The organism is Micrococcus sp. KRD077 (assembly GCF_017168505.1).
GTDB lineage: Bacteria > Actinomycetota > Actinomycetes > Actinomycetales > Micrococcaceae > Micrococcus > Micrococcus luteus.
This window is the reverse complement of record NZ_JABFAZ010000084.1, coordinates 1-2699: the sequence shown is the minus strand read 5'-3', so window position 1 is coordinate 2699 and position 2699 is coordinate 1. Positions and strand designations below refer to the sequence as shown.

4 protein-coding genes are annotated in these 2699 nt (G+C 72.3%); all 4 read left to right on the top strand.

Annotated features, from left to right (window positions below; genetic code table 11):
- The first annotated feature begins 138 nt into the window (after positions 1–138).
- Entirely contained in the window at positions 139–450 is a 312-nt protein-coding gene (locus tag J1M39_RS11655) for a hypothetical protein (RefSeq protein ID WP_069941840.1), read from the top strand.
- A gap of 154 nt (positions 451–604) precedes the next feature.
- Positions 605–1582, top strand: coding sequence for a DUF4192 family protein (locus tag J1M39_RS11650; RefSeq protein WP_069941839.1), 978 nt, complete (start codon positions 605–607; stop codon positions 1580–1582).
- A gap of 208 nt (positions 1583–1790) precedes the next feature.
- Positions 1791–2048 carry a hypothetical protein gene (locus J1M39_RS11645; RefSeq protein WP_069941838.1) on the top strand — a complete coding sequence of 86 codons (258 nt, stop codon included), beginning with the start codon at positions 1791–1793 and terminating at the stop codon, positions 2046–2048.
- 292 nt (positions 2049–2340) lie between these two features.
- Positions 2341–2699, top strand: a 359-nt coding sequence (locus J1M39_RS11640) for a hypothetical protein (protein ID WP_206496825.1), incomplete at its 3' end; no start/stop codon positions are given.

Below are 2699 nucleotides of genomic sequence, written 5' to 3'. Positions count from 1 at the left end.
TGCCATAACACCGCCAGCACACCACCACACCCCCACCACAAGCAACACCACACAACCGATTGCGTCCACACCACAAAGCGTGTATGGTTTGACTCAGCGGGAGGCACCCGGCCCCCTGCACCCCTCAAGGAGGACACCGTGAAACGTGCTGGCACCCGTCGCCCCACCACCCGTGCCACCCTGACGGCCCGACTCGACCGCTGCGCGCTCATCGCCCGGCACGCCTTGTGCGTCGGCTCCGTCCTGATCTTCGTCGCCGCGTTCGGGGGGCTGGCACCGGTGTACGTGCCCGCGCTGTCCACGCCGGCCCTGATCGCCTTCGCCCTGTGGTGTGCGCTGGTGCTCGCCCTGATGCTCACCACCGCCGCGCGTGTCACCGCGCGCCTGGTGCTCGGCACAACACGTGCCGCGCGCTCGGCCTGGCGCGCTCCGGCCTCCGATCCTCGCTGATTCCGACTCCCTGCCCCGCCTCGCGGCGGGGCAGGGCCATGCCATACGTTCGCCATATCGCCGTCATACTCAACGTTGCAGTCCCGGCTTTTATTGTGTATGGTTTGACTCAGCAGGAGGCACCAGGCCCCCCGCACCCCTCTAGGAGGACACGATGGATGCTCTGACCGCCCGCACCCCGCTTGATCTGACCGACTACGCCGCCGCCGCCCTGCCGTCCACCCCCGCGGATTCCGTGGTGGCCATCGGCCTGAAGGGCTCGCGGCTGGGGCCGGTGATGCGCCTTGACGATGTCGCCGCCCCCGCCACCATGGCCGGAGTGATCGCCGCCAGCATGCGCCGCGCCAACTGCACGCGCGTCTTCCTGATCGGCTACGGCCCGGAGGACCGCGCCCTGCGCTGGCTCGAGCTGGAGTCCATCCTGACCGGCCACGGTCTGAGCGTGGAGGGGCTGATCCACGTGGACGGGCGCATGTGCACCAACCTGGGCACGGGCGAGGCCGTGGCCTACGCCCCGGGCACCTCCACGCTGGGCCTGCACCTGGCCCTGCTCGACGGTGCGCGGTCCGAGTACCCCACCGCCACCCCGAGCGAGTCGGACGCCCTGACGGAGGCCGTGGCGGCTCACGCGGCCACGCTGACGGACATGCACGCGGACGCTCCGGCGCTGATCGAGGGCATCAACCGCCTGCTGAAGGATCAGAACGACGCCGGGGCCGCCGCCGTCGTGCTGGCCACCCTGAACCACCGTGACCCGGAGTATCTGATCGCGGCGCTGGTGGCCTGCACGGCCCCGATCCGGCTGGAGGCGGTGGACTTCGCCCGGGGCGAGTTCCCGCACGGTCTGCGCTGGAAGGCGAGCGTGGAGGCCGAGACGGTGCTCAACGCCGCCGTGGCCCTCGGTCCGGGCCACGCCTGCGCCGGGGCGCTGGCGGTGCTGGCCTACGTGGCCTGGATCCGAGGCGCAGGAGCGGTGGCCGATGGCCGCCTGAACCTCGCCGAGCGATGCGCCCCGCACCACCCTCACGTGCGCGCCGTGCGCCGGATGACGCGGGCCACGCCCGTGGCCGTCGTGGCCACCGACCCGGCGTGGGCCTGGGGCAAGCACACGCGGGCCGCTGAGGGCCGCTGAGCGTGACCGGGGGCCAGCGCGTAACGCTGGCCCCCCGGCGCCCGTGGAGACGGTGCCCCGACGGTGCACGCCCGCCAGCGTAGCCCGGCCCACGCGTGGGCGGGCGCTGTATAAATCGCTGTTGACCGCTCGGCCCCGCGCGTGTATGGTTATACACGTAGCGGGGGGCATGAGGCCCCCGGCACCCCGAGCGGCCAGGAGGCCCGACATGGACACCGACCAGACCACCATCTGCACCTCCCAGAACGTGCACATCGGCCAGGAGGTGGTCATCGTCGACCGCATCCAGCTGGGCCACTGCATCAGCTACGCCGACGGGACCGTGACCGCGATCGACCCCAGCCGTGGGACCTACTCGGTGGCCCACAACGGCATGCGCGGGCGCACCGTCTACACCCTCTCCGACCAGTGGCACGGAGACGGCGGCCCCTACTGCATGCCCGCCGCCGAGGTGTACGGCGACTGAGCACGACGGGGGCGGCGCGCACGCGCCGCCCCGTCGTCGCCCCTGGCCGCAAGCGCGGGCGGGTCCCGCGCCCGCTGCCGCGTGGGGACGTGTCGCGGAGATGAGCTGCCGGCTGCATCGAGCTGCTGCCGGCTCCCGAGGACCGCGACACGTCCCCGCCCTTCCCTCGACACCACCACGGGCGCGCCGGCCCGCGCTCGCGGACGGTGTTGTGCACGCGCCGGTGTATGTGTATGGTTGGACACGTCGCGGGGGGCATGAGGCCCCCGGCACCCCTTCCAAGGAGGCTCCCGTGAGCATCGTCAAGAACCCCACCACCACGATCCGATCCCTGCGCCAGGCCCTCCACGCGGCCCTGGCCCCGCTGGGCTGGGCCAGCGACCACGCCCGCGTGAACGGGCGCGTCTGGTTCGAGCTGACCGAGGCCGGCTACCGCCTCACCGTCTCTCGGCCCCGGGAGTGGGCGCGCGCCTACGCTCCCTGCGAGCCGGTCACCCACGGGCAGGGCATGGCTCCGGTGGCCCTGTCCTTCCCGGACGCCCTGAACCTGAGCGAGGAGCTGCACTCGAACCGCCTGCCCGGCACCTACCCGGTGCACCTGGACACGCGCGCCGGATGCCTGTTCATGGAGGTGCAGGCCCCGGACAGCAC

Bases quoted from the DNA above. Each gene is read 5' to 3' on its own strand.
- J1M39_RS11650 (WP_069941839.1), top strand. From the start codon at position 605: ATGGATGCTCTGACCGCCCGCACCCCGCTTGATCTGACCGACTACGCC.
- J1M39_RS11645 (WP_069941838.1), top strand. From the start codon at position 1,791: ATGGACACCGACCAGACCACCATCTGCACCTCCCAGAACGTGCACATC.